Source organism: Streptomyces sp. QH1-20 (assembly GCF_041283565.1).
GTDB classification, from domain to species: Bacteria; Actinomycetota; Actinomycetes; order Streptomycetales; family Streptomycetaceae; genus Streptomyces; species Streptomyces syringius.
Window position 1 is genome coordinate 7,915,867 of record NZ_CP166299.1, and the last position, 17,280, is coordinate 7,933,146.

Annotated in this window: 19 protein-coding genes; 5 read left to right on the forward strand and 14 right to left on the reverse strand. The window is 70.7% G+C overall.

Translation table 11 applies throughout. The features are described from left to right. Positions 1 to 18: 18 nt before the first annotated feature. The 5 genes from AB8O64_RS34720 to AB8O64_RS34740 form a co-directional block, all read right to left on the reverse strand. Positions 19 to 552, reverse strand: a complete 534-nt coding sequence (locus AB8O64_RS34720) for a ferritin-like domain-containing protein (RefSeq protein WP_370423642.1) — start codon at positions 550 to 552, stop codon at positions 19 to 21. Between the two features lie 123 nt (positions 553 to 675). Then, complete coding sequence (locus AB8O64_RS34725; RefSeq protein WP_370423643.1) at positions 676 to 1,218, reverse strand: DUF4232 domain-containing protein; 543 nt, start codon at positions 1,216 to 1,218, stop codon at positions 676 to 678. 218 nt (positions 1,219 to 1,436) lie between these two features. Then, on the reverse strand, positions 1,437 to 2,234 hold the full coding sequence (locus AB8O64_RS34730) for an FG-GAP repeat domain-containing protein (protein WP_370424057.1): 798 nt from the start codon (positions 2,232 to 2,234) through the stop codon (positions 1,437 to 1,439). Positions 2,235 to 2,508: 274 nt separating this feature from the next. After that, positions 2,509 to 3,021, reverse strand: coding sequence for a GNAT family N-acetyltransferase (locus AB8O64_RS34735; RefSeq protein WP_370423644.1), 513 nt, complete (start codon positions 3,019 to 3,021; stop codon positions 2,509 to 2,511). An 80-nt stretch (positions 3,022 to 3,101) separates the two neighbouring features. Next, positions 3,102 to 4,220 carry a DUF5937 family protein gene (locus AB8O64_RS34740; protein WP_370423645.1) on the reverse strand — a complete coding sequence of 373 codons (1,119 nt, stop codon included), beginning with the start codon at positions 4,218 to 4,220 and terminating at the stop codon, positions 3,102 to 3,104. A gap of 136 nt (positions 4,221 to 4,356) precedes the next feature. Here AB8O64_RS34740 and AB8O64_RS34745 point away from each other — a divergent pair, with 136 nt between their 5' ends. After that, positions 4,357 to 4,752 carry a VOC family protein gene (locus AB8O64_RS34745; protein ID WP_356452556.1) on the forward strand — a complete coding sequence of 132 codons (396 nt, stop codon included), beginning with the start codon at positions 4,357 to 4,359 and terminating at the stop codon, positions 4,750 to 4,752. A 138-nt stretch (positions 4,753 to 4,890) separates the two neighbouring features. On the opposite strand, the gene AB8O64_RS34750 is transcribed toward AB8O64_RS34745, so the two are convergent. Beyond that, a complete protein-coding gene (locus AB8O64_RS34750) occupies positions 4,891 to 5,067 on the reverse strand; it encodes a hydrophobic protein (protein WP_370423646.1) in 177 nt (58 codons plus the stop codon). Between the two features lie 159 nt (positions 5,068 to 5,226). Between AB8O64_RS34750 and AB8O64_RS34755 the strand changes: the two genes are divergently transcribed. After that, positions 5,227 to 5,775, forward strand: coding sequence for a GNAT family N-acetyltransferase (locus tag AB8O64_RS34755; protein WP_370423647.1), 549 nt, complete (start codon positions 5,227 to 5,229; stop codon positions 5,773 to 5,775). Positions 5,776 to 5,780: 5 nt separating this feature from the next. Here AB8O64_RS34755 and AB8O64_RS34760 read toward each other — a convergent pair whose 3' ends face one another. Continuing rightward, on the reverse strand, positions 5,781 to 7,283 hold the full coding sequence (locus AB8O64_RS34760) for a hypothetical protein (protein ID WP_370423648.1): 1,503 nt from the start codon (positions 7,281 to 7,283) through the stop codon (positions 5,781 to 5,783). 234 nt (positions 7,284 to 7,517) lie between these two features. Between AB8O64_RS34760 and AB8O64_RS34765 the strand changes: the two genes are divergently transcribed. After that, a complete protein-coding gene (locus tag AB8O64_RS34765; protein ID WP_370423649.1) occupies positions 7,518 to 7,871 on the forward strand; it encodes a hypothetical protein in 354 nt (117 codons plus the stop codon). A gap of 113 nt (positions 7,872 to 7,984) precedes the next feature. On the opposite strand, the gene AB8O64_RS34770 is transcribed toward AB8O64_RS34765, so the two are convergent. The 5 genes from AB8O64_RS34770 to AB8O64_RS34790 all read right to left on the reverse strand — a co-directional run bounded on the left by AB8O64_RS34770 (position 7,985) and on the right by AB8O64_RS34790 (position 12,625). Further along, positions 7,985 to 9,286, reverse strand: a complete 1,302-nt coding sequence (locus AB8O64_RS34770) for an MFS transporter (RefSeq protein ID WP_370423650.1) — start codon at positions 9,284 to 9,286, stop codon at positions 7,985 to 7,987. A 108-nt stretch (positions 9,287 to 9,394) separates the two neighbouring features. Further along, positions 9,395 to 9,910: a hypothetical protein gene (locus tag AB8O64_RS34775; protein WP_370423651.1), complete on the reverse strand. Its 516-nt coding sequence runs from the start codon at positions 9,908 to 9,910 to the stop codon at positions 9,395 to 9,397. A gap of 21 nt (positions 9,911 to 9,931) precedes the next feature. After that, entirely contained in the window at positions 9,932 to 11,170 is a 1,239-nt protein-coding gene (locus tag AB8O64_RS34780) for a hypothetical protein (protein WP_370423652.1), read from the reverse strand. A gap of 126 nt (positions 11,171 to 11,296) precedes the next feature. Beyond that, complete coding sequence (locus AB8O64_RS34785) at positions 11,297 to 11,449, reverse strand: hypothetical protein (RefSeq protein ID WP_165451629.1); 153 nt, start codon at positions 11,447 to 11,449, stop codon at positions 11,297 to 11,299. A 379-nt stretch (positions 11,450 to 11,828) separates the two neighbouring features. Then, a protein-coding gene (locus tag AB8O64_RS34790; RefSeq protein WP_370424058.1) for an IS5 family transposase occupies positions 11,829 to 12,625 on the reverse strand; the annotation gives its coding sequence in 2 pieces (ribosomal slippage) (positions 11,829 to 12,280 and positions 12,280 to 12,625; 798 coding nt in all). A 473-nt stretch (positions 12,626 to 13,098) separates the two neighbouring features. On the opposite strand from AB8O64_RS34790, the gene AB8O64_RS34795 reads away from it, so the two are divergent. Together AB8O64_RS34795 and AB8O64_RS34800 are read left to right on the forward strand one after the other, a co-directional pair. After that, positions 13,099 to 13,707 carry a carbonic anhydrase gene (locus AB8O64_RS34795; RefSeq protein WP_370423653.1) on the forward strand — a complete coding sequence of 203 codons (609 nt, stop codon included), beginning with the start codon at positions 13,099 to 13,101 and terminating at the stop codon, positions 13,705 to 13,707. A 61-nt stretch (positions 13,708 to 13,768) separates the two neighbouring features. Then, a complete protein-coding gene (locus tag AB8O64_RS34800) occupies positions 13,769 to 15,250 on the forward strand; it encodes a SulP family inorganic anion transporter (RefSeq protein ID WP_370423654.1) in 1,482 nt (493 codons plus the stop codon). A gap of 75 nt (positions 15,251 to 15,325) precedes the next feature. Here AB8O64_RS34800 and AB8O64_RS34805 read toward each other — a convergent pair whose 3' ends face one another. After that, complete coding sequence (locus tag AB8O64_RS34805; RefSeq protein ID WP_370423655.1) at positions 15,326 to 16,150, reverse strand: DUF1206 domain-containing protein; 825 nt, start codon at positions 16,148 to 16,150, stop codon at positions 15,326 to 15,328. Positions 16,151 to 16,304: 154 nt separating this feature from the next. Beyond that, positions 16,305 to 17,213 carry a phytoene/squalene synthase family protein gene (locus AB8O64_RS34810; RefSeq protein ID WP_370423656.1) on the reverse strand — a complete coding sequence of 303 codons (909 nt, stop codon included), beginning with the start codon at positions 17,211 to 17,213 and terminating at the stop codon, positions 16,305 to 16,307. Between the last annotated feature and the right edge of the window lie 67 nt (positions 17,214 to 17,280).

Sequence of the window (17,280 nt, forward strand, 5' to 3'; positions counted from 1 at the left end):
TGGGTGGCCGCGACCGCATCACGTGCCGAGCAGGTCGAGGATGTCGTCGGCGTGCTCCTCTTCCTCCTCGAGGATGGACTCCAGCAGTCGGCGCGTGGTGGGGTCGCGGTCCGCCAGCCAGCGGACGATCTCCTGGTAGCTGGAGATGACGATCCGCTCGGCGAGCAGATTGTGCTCCAGCATCTCCTTCAGATCGTTCGGCGACGGGGTGGTGTAGTCGGTGTGCGCACGCTGAGCCAAGGTCGCCGGGTCGAAATCGGGCTCGCCACCGAGCTGGGAGACGCGCTCGGCCGCCCGCATGGCGTGCTGCATCTCCTGCGCCGCGTGCTCGGTGAACTCCGCGGCCACCTGAGCCCGGTCGATGCCGGTCGCCGAGATGGCGTGCCGGGTGTAGCGCAGCCAGCACACCATTTCCGTCGCGATGACGTCATTGAGGATGTCGATCACGCGTTCGCTGTCGACGCCGTACGAGTCGGTGACGGGACCCGCCTCCATCTTCCGCCGTGCGTCCTCGCGGATCCTGGTGACATCCAGAACGAAGTCGTCGCTCATGCCCAGCCCTCTCTGCTCGCGTCACGCCGGCTTCCGGCGCTCGGGAAGAAGAGGGTTCCCCCGGGGCGGGGCGCAGCCACGCGGGCCGTCCCAAGATGACCGGTTCGCCGCAACGGCGTGGGGTCAGTCGCGGACGGGAACCTTGTGGGCCACCGCGGTGACGTGAAGTTCACCGTGGTCGACGATGTCGCCCAGCGCGATGGTGCGGTAGGTGGTGGCGCCCGGCGGCGTCACCCGCAGATAGTCGGCGCGGCGGGCCTCGGTGCCGGAGTGCGTCCAGGCGACGTTGGCCTGCGCCGCCTCGCCCGCACGCAGCCGCACGACCTTGTTGCCGGGGTCGTCCGCGTACCAGGTGCTGCCCCGCACGGTGCGGGTGGGCAGCGGGGCGTGACGGGCGTTCTCCAGCCCCAGCCCCGGATAGCCGCGCAGCGCGCAGAGACGGCCGGAGATGTTCCGCAGCTCCAGTGTGCCGCCGGCGTGGTTCATTCCGCCGCCGAGCCGGTCGCGGAAGGAGATCCGCAGGTCGGTGGTGTCGCAGGTGGCGACCGTGGGCCGGGCGGAGGTTTCCGCCGGAGCGGCCTGGGCGGCCCCCGCCCCGGCCGTCACGGCGAGCGCCGTGCCGATCGCGGCAGCGGTGGAGACGAGTGTGGCGGTGGGACGTATCACGAGCGTGTCCTTTCCACGGGCGCCGGACGTGTGTCGTCCTGGCACGACCCGGCGCACGCCGGGCCAACTGGCCGCCTACCCGCCGGGCGCCCGGGCGAACACGGGCGAATCACGCCGACCTCACGACCCGGCGGACACCGACAGCGTGGCGCCGGTCCGCTCGGCACCCCGGGGGCCGAGCGGACCGGCGCGGTGCTTCCGGGCCACGTGCGGGGCACTCAGCCCAGGATGTGCACCTCGGTGCTGTTCGTCCGCGTGCGGCTCTTCTTGACAGCCACGAGGTCGGGACGGCCGTCACGGTTCCAGTCCGCGACGGAGAAGTCGAACGTCCCGTCCGTCTCGTGGAGTGCTGTGCCGGTCTGGAGGATGTAGCGCTGGAAGCTGTTGGCGCCGGAGAGGATGTGCACTTCGGTGCTGTTCGTCCCTGTGCGGTTCTTCTTGACGGCGACGAGGTCGGGGCGGCCGTCACGGTTCCAGTCGGTTATGGCGAAGTCGAAGGAGTCGTCTGTTTCGTGGAGTGCTGTGCCGGTCTGGAGGTTGAAGCGCTGGAAGTTGCTGGCGCCGGAGAGGATATGGACTTCGGTGCTGTTGGTGCCGGTTCTGTTTTTCTTTACGGCGACGAGGTCGGGGCGGTTGTCTCGGTCCCAGTCGGTTATGGCGAAGTCGAAGGAGTCGTCTGTTTCGTGGAGTGCTGTGCCGGTCTGGAGGATGTAGCGCTGGAAGTTGCTGGCGCCGGAGAGGATATGGACTTCGGTGCTGTTGGTGCCCGTTCTGCTCTTCTTCACCGCGACCAGGTCCGGGCGGCCGTCCCGGTCCCAGTCGGTCGTCGCGGTGGCGAAGGTGTCGTCCGTCTCGTGGAGCGCCGTACCGGTTTGCAGGATGAAGTTGCCGAACGCGGGAGCGGTGACCTGCCGAGCGCTGGTCGACGCGTGCTCGTCGCCCGCCGCCACGGCGGCGCCGGGAGCGGCGAGCAGCACGCCCAGAACCACCGGGGCGAGCGCGGCAATAGCCTTCATGGTGCGCACAGGAATGCCTCCCTGACACTTTCTCCCGAGAAGATCTCGCGAGCTCGCCCGATACTAGGGGCCGGTGTTCGTGGGCAGCGTCGAAGAGCCGGGCAGGAGGCCGGAAAGGGAGGCTGACGGACTCATTCCGTAGACCGCGCATGATGATCGCTATTGTGCCGCCATCCGTTGTTCGTACTGCTGAAACCGACCATCGGGGCGCGGAATTCGAGCCGAGCGCCCGCCGGGCCGGGGACTTCCCCGCGCAGGCCCGGCGAAGACGCGGCTAGATGCCGAACGGGGCGGCGTAGTGGATGGTGCCGCTCGGCAGAGGGCGGTCGTCGAGACCGAGGACCATCATGGCCTCGTCCGGGACCTCGATGGTGGGACGGATCCCGTACCCGGAGGCGGGAGCGAAGCCGAAGCGCGGATAGTAGTCGGGATGCCCCAGCACGGTGACGACGTGCTCTCCCCGGCTCCTGGCGGCATCGAGCACGGCGCGGACGGCCGCGGAACCGGCGCCTGTCTTCTGGTACTCGGGCAGAACGGCGACGGGGGCCAGGCAGAGGGCCGGGGTGTCGTCGATGTGGCAGCGCGTCAGCAGCGCGTGTCCGGCAACGGTGCCCTTCGGGGTCTGGGCGACCATGGAAAGACCGGGGATCCATGCGGAGTCCGCACGCAGGGCGTCGACGAGGTCGGCTTCCAGCGGCGTGTCGAACGCGGCCCGGTTGATCTCGCGAATCACCGGAATGTCGGCGTCGGTCTCGGCGCGGCTGATCCAGTCGGTATGCGTGTTCATAGAAGGACGAGTCTCCGTTCCATGCGGCCGGTTGTCGATTGTTTTTCCGCACGCACCGGCGGCGGGCCCGGTGGACGGGACTAGCGCAGGATCCCCTCCAGGAAGTCGCTGCTGAGCCGGGCCACCACCGTGATGTCGAGCTGGTACATGACGTACCGGCCACGACGGCGCGTGATGATCAGGCCGGCCTTCTTCAGCACCGCCAGGTGACGGGAGACCTCCGGTGCGCTGATCCCGAGGATGACGGCCAGCTCTCCCGTCGTGTGCGGGGCACGGGCCGTGGTGCGGCACACCTGCATGCGTACGGGGTGGGCCAGGGCTTCGAGCCGCAGCTTGAGCAGCTCCACCGAGGCGGGCGCCGGAAGCTCGGGGCCGCCGACGGGGTAGTGGACGACCGGCCGCCACCCCGGCCGATGCAGGATCATCAGATGCGGCCAGCCGAAGTGTGACGGCACGAAGGTGAGGCCCGCCCCCACCTCCGGGTCCATCGCCGTCGCCTGCCCCTCCGACAGCTTGTCCACCCGGATCCGCGCGCCGCCGTCCTCCAGGGCCAGGGCCGGCGACACCGCGGTCAGCGCGTGATCGAGTCCTTTGCGCCGCAACAGCTGCGTCTTGTGCCGGGCGTCGGCGGCCAGCTTGCCCCGCACCCGGCGCCAGATGTCCGCGAAGAAGGCAGCGTCGCAGTCCTCGACGAGACGGCGCACCCACACGCGAACGGAATCGGGGTCCTTGAGCAGCCGCGCGGTGAACTCCATCTGCTGCGGACCGCGGGCCGTCGCCAGCTCCAGCGCCCGTGCGCGTGCCGCGGGATCGCCGAGCGGTGACAGACCACCCGTGTTGTAGGAGTCGAGGCTGCAGAACTCCAAAGCCGTCGAGACGAACTGCTCGTCGTCCAGCCGGTCCAGCAGATCCAGCTCCTCGGCGAGCGTCGCCCGGGTCCTGCCGTCACCACCGCGCACCCCGGCGAACGGCATGAAGAGGTCGGAGAAGGTATTGCGCCAGAGGAAGTCCGCTTCGCAGAGGCGTCCCGCGAGATCCGGCTCGAGCGAGGCCGCCGTGGCCGTGGCCCAGCCCGCCGTCCCCGGGTGGTGCCCGGGCTCGGACAGGGTGTGCAGGGCGAGGCTCAGCTCGGCGAGCGGGGACAACTCGAAGACGATGTCCGCGGTCGCCAGACCCGCGATGTCGATGAAGACGCTCATGCCCACCATGGTGCCTGCCGCCGCGCCGGACCCACGACGTGCGGGCCGGGCCCGCCGCGGTGCCGCCCGGGTTTGCGGGTAGGAGTCCCGAAGACGCACGCGACCGGCTTTTTCGACCATGGTGAGGGGATGACAGATGACCGTCGCGAAAACGAGTGTCCTGGTCCTGGACTGCGCGGAGCCCGAGGCGTTGGCGGAGTTCTACGCCCATCTGCTCGACGCGCGCACCCAGCCCGGAGCCGACCCCGATTTCATCGAGGTCGTCGGCCTCGACGGCGCCCACCTGGCGATACGGAAGGATCACGGCCTGGCACCGCCCAGTTGGCCGCGACCGGACGACTCCCAGCAGGCGCACCTGCGCCTCCTCGTCGCCCGGGACGACATGGACGAGGCGGAACGCGAGGCCATCGCTCTCGGTGCCCGGCCGCTCGACACGAAGGACAACGGCGGCCCCGGCGATGTGCGGATCTACTCCGACCCCGCCGGGCACCCGTTCTCCCTGGCCGCACGCCGGGACCGGCCCGATTGCTGACCCGATTGCTGAGCCACGCCGTGGCACAGGGCGCCGACGGGCCCTGTGCCCCGGCCCGTCCAAGACCGGAGCGGGTGGCCGGACGAGTCGTCCGGCCACCCGCTCCGTCGGCGTGCCAGGGTGGCTGTTCCTTCACCTCTACCAGCGGTACCAACGGCCGCTCCGTCGGCCGCCGCCACCGGCGGTCGGTCGGATGACGAAGCCGAGCAGCCATACGGCGAGCACGATGAGGGCGACCCACCACAGGGCCTTGATCGCGAATCCCGCACCGAAGAGGAGCAGGGCGAGCAGCAGTACAGCGAGTAGGGGAACCATAGTCATCCACCTCCACACAGCCGTGTGCCCTGAGCGGTCCTCGGCATGCGTGCGGATTCCGCCCGGCGGCCCGGGGCCGCACCGCCTAGGGCGGCGGCACCGCGTGTGTGGTGGGATGCGAACCGCCGCCCGGAAGCCCCTGTTCGAGGGAGACGTGCCATGGAACGCCCACCTGAGGCCCTGGAGCACCGGACGCTCCGTCTGGTCCGCTGGCGTACGGGCGACGCGGAGTGGGCGTTCGATCTGGTCACGACTGCCCTGGACCACCTTCGTCCGTACATGCCCTGGGCGAACGGCTACAGCGCCGAGCAGAATCTCGCGTTCCTTCGCTCGTGCGAGCAGGAGTGGGACGCCGGTACCTCCTTTCAGTACTCCGTGCACCACCAGGGGCGCCCCGCCGGGTCGTGCGGACTCCTCCGACGCGCCGGAACGGACGTCATGGAGATCGGCTACTGGCTCCACCCCGACCACACCGGCAGAGGCCTGGCGACCGACTCCGCCCGCCTCCTCGTCGCGGCCGCGTTCGCGCTGTCCGAGGTCGGCGCGGTGGAGATCGTGCACGACGCGGGGAACCACGCAAGCGGAGCCGTGCCCCGCCGGCTGGACTTCACGCGCATCGGCACGCGAAGATCCCAGCCCCCGCTCCCACCCGCCGATTCCGGCACCGAAGTGATCTGGAGCCTGACGCGGCATCAGGCCGCGAGCTGACCGGGTCAGTCGTGCGGCCGCCGTGCGTGGCGGCCGTGGCCCGGCTGGAACATCGACTGCAGCCGCCCGAGCAGCCCTTTGTCGGAACGGCCGCTTTCCGCCTCCCGGACCGGGCCCTCGCCGAGGGGCGGGCCGACGGGGAGTGAGGGCTCGGTCCGGGCGACCGCCGGGGGCGCTTCCAGCTCCCGGCCCGCGCCTGCCGCAGCAACGTCCCGGCGGTCGGTGGCGGCAGGCGCGGCCGGGCTCGGCAGCGGGACCAGCAGGGCCCACCCGTAGGCCGTACGAGGTGTCCCTTGCGGGGGAGCGGGTGCGGTGGCCGGCGGTGAAGGCCACCCGACCGGCCACGCCGCGTCGGGTTTGCCGAGGCCGTACGGATGGGCGTATTCGAGCGAGTTCACGGGGGAGGGGCCGTAGCCGGTGAAGCCGCCGTAGCCGCCGGGATCGTAGGTGGCGGGGGAGCCGTAGGCCGGGGGGTCGGCCATGGGACGGAGATGACCGGCGGCCGAGGCGACCGTGGCCTCGGCTTCCTTGAGGGTGGCGAGGGCGTGTGCCTGGGAGGTCTCCACCCGGGCCGTCGTGAGCTCGCTCTGCAGCGAGGTGACCCGGTCCTCCAGCCGCCGCAGCCGGTCGATGCTGGCATGGAGATCCGTCCGCAGCCGCTCGGCCTCCCGCTGCGCGGTGGACCCGTGCAGTCTGACGCGTTTCAGCTCGACCTGGAGCCGCTCGGCGTCCCCCTTGCGCCGGAGGGCGAGGGCGGTGCCGCGAGCCGCCTGCTGCCCGGTCTCCCGCAATTCCCGGCGCAGTGCCCGCACTTCGTCCTCGAGCGAGCTCGTGTACGCGTGGCGGGCGGCACGCTCGTCCTCCGCCAGGTACTCCTCGTACCGGGCGGGATCACCGTCACGGAGGGCGGCGAAGTAGGAGCACATCAGGGCCTGTCGCTCGTCGGCGCTGAGGCCCTGCCCGTCGGGCAGCAGAGCGAGCAGCTGATCGATCTCGTGGCGGTGCGGCACGCGCGCACCCCGGGCGACGGCGGCCAGAGCGGCCGGCGAGACCGTGGCGGCCGGCGCGGCGGGAAAGCGCAGCCGCAGAGCGTGGCTGACGGCGTCGGGATCGGCACCCAGCCGGTTCATGACCGTCTCACGCACCACCGAGGCGAACGCCTGCACGGACTTGGGGAGGGGGCGGCGCCTCTCCTGATCCGCCTGCGACCACAAGGCCTTGATCTCCGGCCAGACCTCGTCCTCCGGCCGTTGCCCGTCGCCGCTCATCCGCAGCAGCTGCAGGACGACGGCGTGCAGGGTGTCAGATCCTGTCAGGCTCCGGCCCGTCAGGATCTCCCCGACCGTGGTGTGCGAGGCGGTCGCGGGCAGTGAGTTGTCCTGATTGACGGCCTCGGAGATCCTGCGGTACGAGGGGTTGCCCGCGGCCTCGCGCAAGGCACACATCGCGTCGCGTAGCCGGAGCAGGGCGCCGTCCGGCCCCCGCCCACCCCGCATCTGTGCGGGCATAGCCGAGGCTCCCTGCTGTCAGATCGTGTCAGAGGAGCCGATCCTTCCATACCCCGGTGTACCGCCGGGGATTATCTGACAACTCTCTGCACGGCAGATGCGTCAGCCCTCCCGAGCCGAGGTGTCGACTGGAGGAGCCGACGGTGATCGCCGCCGGTTTCGCATACGACCGGGCCGCCCAGACCAGCGGGCAGCAGGACCGGCGGCCCGGTCCCCACCCCAATGAGGGGCGTCATGAACCACCTTAAAGAGCACGACTTCCGCGACCGCCTTCATGGCCAAAGCCACCACCGCGCGGCGCCGGTGCGCTACCGTGCCCGCCGCGCGGTCATCGCACTGACCTTCCTCGCAGCGGTCCTTCCCACCGCCCCCGCCGCACAGGCCACCGCCCAGGGGGCGTCCGCCTCGGCGGCCACCGCGCCGGCACGGCCCACGGACCGTCCGTCCGCCCGGCCCGGCGGGCTGTCCAGGCAGGAGCTGTGGCGCGCCGGCCTGCCCCCCTTCCTCGCCTCCCTGGGGTCGGGCACCGTTCTCGCCGTCACCGGGTGGGGCATCAAGCGGTTCGCCTCCCGCCGCGGCGCCCCGTAAAAAACGGACCGGCTCCCGTACCCGGGAGCCGGTGACCGGGCGAGTCCGGGCGTGGGTGCCACGCCCGGCTCCCCCGACGGTGCGCCCGATGCCGGAACTTCGGGCCGTGGGCGTCACACCCGCTGTTTGCTCGCGACGGCTTCCGCCGGGGCGGCACGCGGCGTCCGGCCGGCCAGGGCGAGCACGGGGACGATCGCGAGCGCGAGGACGGCCCCTCCCGCCGCCAGCGCCGGGAAACCGCTGGCCGCGACGACCAGGCCGGACGCCATACCGCCGGTCGCACCGGCCATGGCGATGCCCACGTCGACCGTGCCCTGCGTCGAGGCACGCCGGGCGAGCGGGACCGCGTCCGTGACGATGGCGGTGCCGCTGATCAGCCCGAAGTTCCACCCCAGCCCCAGCAGGACGAGGGCGATGGCCAGGGCGGCCATGGAGTGCGGTGGTGCCACGGCGGCGAGGATCCCGGCCGCGAGGAGGGTCAGTCCGGACGCGGCGGCGACCCACAACCGGCCGAGGCGGTCGACCAGGATGCCCGTGAGGGGGGAAGGCATGAACATCGCCGCCACATGGAGGGCGATGACGAGCCCGGCGGCCTGCGTGCCGTGCCCGTGGGCCCGCATATGGACGGGTGTCATCGTCATGATCGCGATCATCACGAGCTGGGTGACGACCATGACCGCCGCGCCGATGGCGACGGCGCGGGTGTCCGTCCGGGCGGCAGGGCCCTCCCCGGTGCCGTCGGTGTCGCCCGGCGACATGCCGGCCGCCGCGAGGTCGCGTGCCAGCAGCAGCGGGTCCGGGCGCAGGCAGGTGCCCAGCACGACGGCGGCCGCCGTGAAGGCGAGGAGGGCCAGCAGGAACGGGCCGGCGAGACGGGGGATGCCCCAGGCGTGGGCGACCTCGCCCGTGGCGTCCACCAGGAGGGGACCGACGACCGCGCCGAGTGTGGTGGCGAAGAGCACGGTGCTCACCGCGCGGCCCCGGCGCGCGGGCGAGGCGAGATCCGCCCCCGCGTACCGGGCCAGCAGATTGGTCACCGTGCCCGCCCCGTAGACGAAGAGGGAGAGCAGCAGCAGGTACACGCTGTCGACGACGGCCGCGACGACGACACCGAGACTGCCGAGCGCGCCGACGACGTAGCCCAGGGTGAGCCCCGGCCGCCGCCCCCAGCGCTGGCACACGCGCCCGATGCCCATGGCACCGAGCGCGGCCCCGGCCGTGAACAGGGCGCTGGGCACCCCGGCGAGGCCGGTGGAGCCGAGCATCTCCTCGGCGAGCAGCGCGCCGACGGTGATGCCGGCGGCGAGCCCCGCGCCGCTGAGGACCTGGGAGACGACCAGGACGGTCAGGACCCGCCGCTGCTGGGGGACCTCCGGATTGCCGTGCGTGGCCGGTATGCCGGACCGAGCGCTCATGATGCCTTTCCCTGTCCACCGGAGCGAGAAGTATCTCCGGATGCCACGCCGGATGGTGGTGCGGGCGCCGTGGTCCCGTCGGTGACGCGGGCGTACGCGGCGCGCGTGCTACGCCGCTGCCAGCGGTTCGAGTGCGGCGATGTCCTCCAGTGACATGTCCAGCTGCTGGTGGAGGAACCGCACGATCGTCCAGTGCGGCAGAGCGCCCTCGTCGAAGGGCCCGAACTCCCGGCAGTACAGCGGGATCCAGCGCAGGGCTTCCTCGATCGCCTGCTCACGGCCGGGCTCCTGCTGGTAGTCCTCGTAGCCGATGCTCCGGTGATGGATGAAGAACCGGCCGGGCAGTCTCTCCTCGCACAGTTCACGGTACTCGCGCGTCTGCAGAATGAGGTAGTGCCAAATCTCGTCGATCTCCTGCTCGACCGGCAGGAAGAGCCCGCTGAGCTGCTCGCGGTGCTGTGAGATCAGATAGAGGTACCGCAGGCACTCGATGACCTGGCGCTCGACGTAGTCGGGTGCCGCCTCGGTCTTGTCGGTGAAGTACTTCACCACCTCGTCGTGGAGTCGGCTGCCGAGAAGGGCCTTGAGGTCCTCGGCGGACACGGTCGGCTGTGGGGTGGTCACACCATTCTCCCGTCGGGTGGATCAGAGGTCGTTCGCGAGCCAGGCGTACTTGCCGGACTTGCCGATGGCGATGTGCGTGCGGTGCTCGATACGGCACCGGCGGCCGGTCAGTTCACCGACACCGTGCTCCAGCGCGGCCGCCTCGGCCGGCTCGAGCGGTTCGTCGTGGAAGGTCGTGTACCGCAGCACGGCCTCGGTGTCACCGGAGGGCCGGAGCTGGTGGAGGAAGACGTGCGGCGACGCGCGGCCGACGGTGTCGTCGAGATCGCCCTGCGCCACGGGGCCGTGCGGCGCCGTGAGCAGTTCCTTCTCACGGCCGCAGAACCGGGAGATCCGGGCCGGGTCCGGTGTGCCGTCCAGGGTGCGTACGCAGTCACCCGAGCGGTACCGGATCAGCGGCATATGGGGGTTCCGCACACTCGTCACAATGAGGTTGAAGAGTTGACTTCCCGGGGTCACCGGAAGCAATTCCACACTCATCTGGTCGAGGTACGGCCAGTACCGGCCGTCGCGGTCGCTGTAGTAGAGGTAACCCAGCTCCGTGCTGCCGAACAGGTCGATGATCGGGCAGGTGAAGTGCCGCTGGAGGAAACGGCGGACATTCACCGGGGTGTATTCGTAGGCGTGGATGATGCTGGCCGGCTGCGGGAATTGGTCCCACAGACCCCACTCGTTCACCTTCCGTACGAGATGCGCCAGGTGATAGCCCGAGCAGTCGAGGTGGTACCACCCCTGCGGATGTGCCTGCCGCGCCGTTTGGATCTCGGCCAGCATGCGCTCGACCTCCTCGCGCTCCCACAACGCCGGGTCGAGCCGCAGGTTGAGGTAGAGAGTGCGGGTGTCCAGCCGCCGTTCCTCGAGGTCCGGAACGGTGTCCGGTTCGGTTCCGCGCTTCTTCGCGTTGACCCGGGCGACGTGCTCGGTGGCCAACACGGTGGTGAGAGACACACGTTGGCATCCCTGGTCCCAGGTGGCGGAGATGTCGGGATGCTCGCTCCACAGCCGGTAATAGGAGTTGAGCAGGAAGTACGGGGGACGGATGATCTGCATGCGGGCGTGATTGGTGCCGGTGGAGAGCACGAACTCCGCCTCGCCGGCCGCGAGTGCCTCCGCGAGCCGGGGTGTCATCCAGTTGTCCGGGAAATCCCGCGCGATCTCGGGTTTCTCGAGTATGGGGAAGTGTCCCCGCTCGATCGACCTTCGGTAGATCGGTATGTCCCTGATCCGCTCGACGATGTCGGCTGTCGGCTGACCGTTCATTCTCACCCTCGGGGTCTGCTCGGAGAACGGAAGCCCCGCATGAAGCCAGGGGGCCGTGCGCCGGGGGAGCGGGCGCGGGCACGCCGAAGCGGCCGGACTCGCTCCCCCGGGTTCAGCGGACGGTCGTCAGGAGATGCAACCGGCCTTGGGGGCCGCGCTGATGCAACCCGACTTGGCCACGCTGATGCAGCCGTCCTTCGCGGCGTTCTGCGCCGAGTTGGCGGCGACCCAGCCCTTCCAGACGCTGTCCTGGGCCATCTTCTTGATGAGCTTGTCCATGTCGACCTCCGAAAACGTTGACGTATGCGACGGATGACCTGCTCTTTTGTCGCTCCGTCAGACCGTAAAGCCATGGCCAAGAGAGTGTCAACGTTATGCAAGGTGATGATCGCTTCGAGGTTGGCCGACCGGTGAGTTGACACACGGGAGCCGCTCAACTGGGCATCGGTGGCGCGACGGTCGCGGGTCCGGTGGTCGGCGGCTGCGGCGAAGCCGGGTTCGGTGAGTCGTGCTGACGCCGGGGGGCGGGTGGCCGTGAGGCGGGGGCGTGGCGTGGCGGCGATGGGGTGAGACGTCCTGCCGATGGCGTGAAGCGGTCCTGGGGGCGTACGCCCCCAGGACGCACTGCCGACTACGCATCCATCAATAAGAGATCATCTCATTTGGTGAGTCTGCGGTAGCAGATGAGGGTGCAGGCGATGCTGGTGAAGGCGAGGAAGTGGAGGGCTTTGCGTTCGTAGCGGCGGTGGAGTCGGCGGCATCCGGCGAGCCAGGCCATCGTGCGTTCGATGGTCCAGCGGTGGCGCCCGAGCCGCTCGGAGGACTCGATGCCCTTGCGGGCGATCCGGGGCGTGATGTGCCGGGAACGGAGCCATTGCCGCAGGTGGCGGTTGTCGTAAGCCTTGTCGGCATGCAGTTTGGCGGGGCGACGTCGGCGGGGGCCGCGGCGGGACCGGATCGGGGGTATGCCGCGGACGAGCGGCTCAAGCGCCTGGCTGTCGTGGAGGTTCGCGCCGGAGATGCCGATCGAAAGAGGCAGGCCGGTCCGCTCAGTGATCAAGTGGATCTTCGAGCCGTACTTGCCCCGATCCACAGGATTCGGACCTGTCAGGTCCCCTTTTTCAGGGCTCGCATGTTCACCGAGTCGATCGCGCACCGCGACCAGTCCAGCTCGCCCCGGGCCCCGAGCTCATCGAGCACCAGGCGGTGCAGCTTGGCCCACACCCGCAGCCGGCTCCACTCCATGAACCGACGGTGGGCTGTCGCCCCGGACGGCCCGAACACCGGCGGGACCTGCGACCACGTACACCCCGTGGTCGCCACGAAGATGATCGCCGCGAGCACCTCCCGGTCCCCGTACCGACGACGGCCGCCGCCCTGCGGCCGAGTCGGCGCCTCCGGCACCACCCGCTGGAACAACTCCCACAACCCGTCCGGCACCAACCGCTCCACCATCAACACCCAGACAGACTACCGGGCAAATCCAAATGAGATGATCTCTAAGTTAAGCGCATTATTGAGCTGCCTAGGGCTGCCGGGCTAAGGTAACGTACAGGCAAAAGACGACGTGGCCGCAGTGCGGGACCGCTCCCCGACTGCGGTGTGGCATTCCATGACGCGTAGCCAACAGAGCGCGTTCTCGGGGGAGTTCGTGTTCACGGAGCAACGCGCGTTCAAAGAACCCCAGCGAATTCCAACCAAACGGGGATGCCGGGACCATCAGGCCGCCTCCGGACCGCACGTACTTCCAGCGCGCCACCCCTGCGGTGGAAACCTGTGCGGCGCTGAAGCCACCGCAGGGAAAACCGGTCGATCTCGGCACAGCACCCATGGGTCGGTCTGCCGGTAAACCCTCGCACGCGAAGTACTCCAATGCTGACCTTGAACACACCGTGCCTGAATGTTCCAGGCGCAGGAGGCAGGCCAACATGAAGTCCCTGATAGCCCATGCGCGGTCGTTCGCGACGCACGTGACCGAGCGTGCCGAGGAATTCCGCGCCCTGGAGGCCGGACAGAATCCGGAAGCGTTGTTCATCACTTGCTCCGACTCGCGAGTGGTGCCCTCACTGATCACCGGCGCGCGCCCCGGTGAGCTGTTCGAGCTGCGGACCGCGGGCAACATCGTGCCGGAGTACTGCAGTGACCACCCCGCGGGCGAGACGGCCACCATCGAATACGCGGTGCGCGTGCTGGCCGTCCGCACCGTCGTCGTGTGCGGCCACTCCCATTGCGGCGCCGTCGGAGCCCTCGTGCGCGGCGACGACCTGTCCGGCGCGCCGGCGGTACGGGGCTGGCTGGAGCGCGGTGCCTCCGCCGAGCTGAAGGCGTTCGCCGACGACCGGGACGACCCGGTCGTCGCCGCCTCCGTGCAGCGCCATGCCCTCACCCAGCTCGACCGGCTGCGCGCCTACCCCTGCGTCGCCGAGCGGCTGTCCGACGGCCGGCTGACGCTGCACGCCTGGTACTACGAAGTCCACACCGGGACCGTCCTCGCCCACCGCACCACGGGCGGCGAAGCAGCGTTCCTCCCCCTGTGACCCGCGACTTCGCGCACGCGGACACACCGGCTCGTCCGTCCCCACCTCACGTGAGGAACCCATGCGCTCCCTACCCCCTCCCGTGGCCCTGCGCCGGGACTTCACCGCCTCCCTCGTCGTCTTCCTCGTCGCGCTGCCCCTGTGCGTGGGCGTCGCCGTCGCCTCCGGTGTGCCCGCCGAACTCGGCCTGGTCACCGGCATCGTCGGCGGCCTCGTCGCGGGTGTACTGCCCGGCAGCTCCCTCCAGGTCAGCGGTCCGGCCGCCGGGCTGACCGTCCTCGTCTACGAAGCGGTCCAGGCCCACGGGATGGCCACCCTCGGCGTCATCGTCCTGGCCGCCGGCATCCTGCAACTCGTCCTCGGTTTCCTGAAATTCGGGCGCTGGTTCCGTGCCATCTCCGTCGCCGTCGTCCAGGGGATGCTCGCGGGCATCGGACTCGTCCTGATCTTCGGCCAGTGCTATGCCATGGCCGATCTCAAGGCGCCCCGCTCCGGGATCGACAAGCTCGCCGGACTCCCGGCACTGGCCGCGGACATCGCCGTGGACGACCGGTCACTGACCGCGCTCGCCATCGGAGCCGGCACCATGGCCGTCCTCGTCCTCTGGAAGCGCCTGCCGGACCGGATCTCCGGGGCGCTCCCCGCACCCCTGGCCGCCGTCGCCCTCGCCACCGCCGCGACCGCGGCCTTCTCCCTGCCCATCGCCAAGGTCGAGGTCCAGGGCCTGCTCGAATCGGTCCAGCCGCCCGCCCTGGGAGACTTCACCGGCCTCGGCGAGATCACCCTGCTCGGCACCGTCCTCGCCTTCACCCTCATCGCCTCCGCCGAAAGCCTCTTCAGCGCGGCAGCGGTCGACCGCATGCACGACGGCCCGCGCACCGACTACGACAAGGAGCTCATCGCCCAAGGCGCCGGGAACACCGTATGCGGCTTCCTCGGCGCGCTGCCCATGACCGCGGTCATCGTCCGCAGCTCGGCCAACGTCCAGGCCGGTGCCCGCACCAAGGCCTCCCGGGTCCTGCACGGTGCATGGCTGCTGCTGTTCGCCGCCCTGCTCCCCGCCGCGCTCGGCGTCATCCCCCTCGCTTCCCTGGCCGGTGTCCTGGTGCACGCCGGGTGCAAGCTCGTCCCGGTCCGCGAATTCCTGCCGCTGTGGCGCGAACACCGCGGTGAGGCGGTGGTGCTGGCCGTCACCGCGATCGCCATCGTCACCACCAACATGTTCGAGGGCGTCCTGATCGGGCTGCTGCTGGCCGTCGCCAAGACCGCGTGGGCGATCTCCCACGTCCACATGAACGTCAAGGAATCCGGCACCGGCCCCATCCACGTACGGCTGACCGGCAACGCCACCTTCCTGCGCCTGCCGCTCATCCTCGAAACCCTCGAAGCACTGCCGAAGGACCGCCCCATCGAACTGGACCTGTCCGGACTCCGCCACCTCGACCACGCCTGTCAGACCGCCCTCACCAGCTGGGCCGACCGCCACAACGAAGAAGGCACCGAGCCGGTCCGGATGAGCGGCCGCAACCACGGCCAGGGGTAGCCGCCGCCGGTCGGACCTTCAAGGATCGTGGCGCGCCCGGTGTTCACCACGGGCGCGCCCGTCCCCTGCGGCGGGCTACAGGTCCCGCCAGCGCACCAGCGCCAGCGAGAACAGCCCGAACAGGGCCAGCCCCACCGCGACCACAGCCAGCAGCCACGGGCCGGCCGGGGTGTCGGCGAAGGTGCGCAGCGTGTCGTCCAGCCCCTTGGCGTGCTCCGGGTCGTAGGTGACGGCCGCCCGGACGGCGAAGCCGCCCGCCGCCGCGAACACCAGGCCCCGGCTGACTCCGCCCCCGACGCCGAGGACATCGACGGTCCTGCGCGTCGCCGGGGACATCCGCGCCGTCTTCAGATGCCGGCGGTACGCGCGCGTGGCCGCCCTGACCGTGATCCACACACCCGCCACCGCCACCCCGGCCCCCACCGCGGCCACCAGAATCTGGCCCGCCGGCCAGTCCAGCACGCGGGCCGTCGCGTCCCGCGACTGCTCGTCGGTCGAGCCGGCACCGCTGCTCCGCTCACCGGCCGCGAAGGCGATCACCGAGCCGGCGACGGCGGAGTAGAACACGAAACGCACGGCCGACAGCAGCCGCTTGCCGGCCTTTCCGCCCCGCGGCCCGGCGCTGCCGAAGACCGCCTCCGACAGCCGCCACAAGGCCATGCCGATCAACCCGATGCCCACCGCCCAGACCAGCACCCGGCCGAAGGGCTGCTCGGCCAGCTCCTGCACCGCTCCACCGCGGTCGGCCTGTTCACTGCCGTCCAGGAGGGCGATGCGCAGCGCGAGTGCGGCGATGAGGAGGTAGAGCACCCCACGCGCCGCCAGCCCCGCACGCGCGGCCGCGGCCACTCCCGTTCCGTGCGCCGCTCGTGCTTCGCTGCCGTCCGGCCACCATCTCATCGTGTTGCCTTTCGCGTCGGACCCCGCCCACACGGTTCAAGGGATGAACCATCTGCCCCGCGGCGCCGGGACGGAAACGACAGCGGGCCGCGGACGGCTCGGGACGCCGCACGTGTGACGGGGGCGCCGGCCGAAGGGCACACGCGGGTCCCGATCAGCGGCCACGCCGACGGTATTCGCGGACGAGCACCCTCAGTGCGGCGGGTACGGGAGGTCGCGCCGCCTCGCGCAGGATGCCCGTGCCCTTGGCCGCGGCCGCGTCGGCGGTGAGGACCTCCAGCGTGATGACCGCCCGGGTGAACGCGCGGTGGGCGGGCGGCGCCAGACCGGGCAGCCCGCGGCTGGCGAGCAGGTCCCGGCGGGCCCGCGCAAGGAGAGAACTGAGCAGGGCCCGGGTGCCCGGGGATTCCCGCCCCTGTTCGAGGTCGGCACGACGGACGCCGTGGTGCGCCAGCGCGTCGTCCGGGAGGGTGAGTCTGCCGTCCCGCAGGTCCTCGGCGAGATCGTTGACGAAGTCGAGTCGCTGGCTGCCGTCGATGTAGGCACGGCACAACTCGTGGCTCAGCTCGGCGTCGGCGTCCGGCGACAGGAGCAGGCAGGCGATGAGCATGAACGCGGGCAGCGAGTACGCGTCGACGTAACCCTGGTAGTCCGCCTCGTCGGAGAAGCCCGCGAAGTCGCGGTCCGCGGACGCGCCGGCGAGGAAGTCCTCGACGTGGCCCCGCAGACGCGGGTGGACGGAGACGGTGTGCAGGAGCGCGCGGAGCACCGGGTCCCCGCTGCTCCCGGTCGCCAGCCCCTCGCGGACGCCCTTCTCCCACGCGGCGCAGGAATCCTCGGCGTGCCCGCCCACGGGGCTCGCGTCGAGAAGGGTGTCCGTATGGTGCATAAAGGCGGTGGCGGCGATCACGTGCGGAACGAGCGCCGGGGGCAGCAACAACCGAACGGCGACATAGGCGTGACGCCGGTACGCCGAGACCCGGTCGCGCTGCCGGGTGTAGTCGGCGCGTAACCGGGGGTCGCCGATGCCCGCCGCGGTGAGTGTCCTGTCCCACGTGTGCATACGGCCCGTCTCCCTGCGCGTGGTCACGATCAAGGGCCGAGCCTATCGGGCTCCTCGGCGCGCCTGG